This is a genomic window from Faecalibacterium sp. DFI.5.82 (genome assembly GCF_029076575.1).
In the GTDB taxonomy this organism is placed as follows: domain Bacteria; phylum Bacillota; class Clostridia; order Oscillospirales; family Ruminococcaceae; genus Faecalibacterium; species Faecalibacterium duncaniae.
On the sequence record NZ_JARFIS010001234.1, the window covers coordinates 1 to 235 of the forward strand.

The window sequence follows — 235 nt, forward strand, 5'->3', positions numbered from 1 at the left end:
GGGCTTATGGAATGTAAAAGTGTCGATTCCACTGATGGCAGGAATCTGACGAACATAATTGTATGGGCGAACTCTGTTCCAGTCGATGGTCAGCCCTTGGATAAACAAATCGTTCATACAGCACTCCTTACTATATAGTGTAGGAGAACACTTAGTTCCGCTCAAACCCAAGATAGCGGGTGCCCTGAAAACTCAGCTTTCCGATGTCGCCCTGCACGAGCAGACCATAATCGCT

At 47.2% G+C, this 235-nt stretch carries 1 pseudogene; it reads right to left on the reverse strand.

Features of this window, described 5'->3' with window-relative positions:
* Positions 1 to 151: 151 nt before the first annotated feature.
* Positions 152 to 235 (reverse strand): annotated as a pseudogene (locus P0G09_RS20855) (DUF2500 domain-containing protein); the annotation flags it as partial.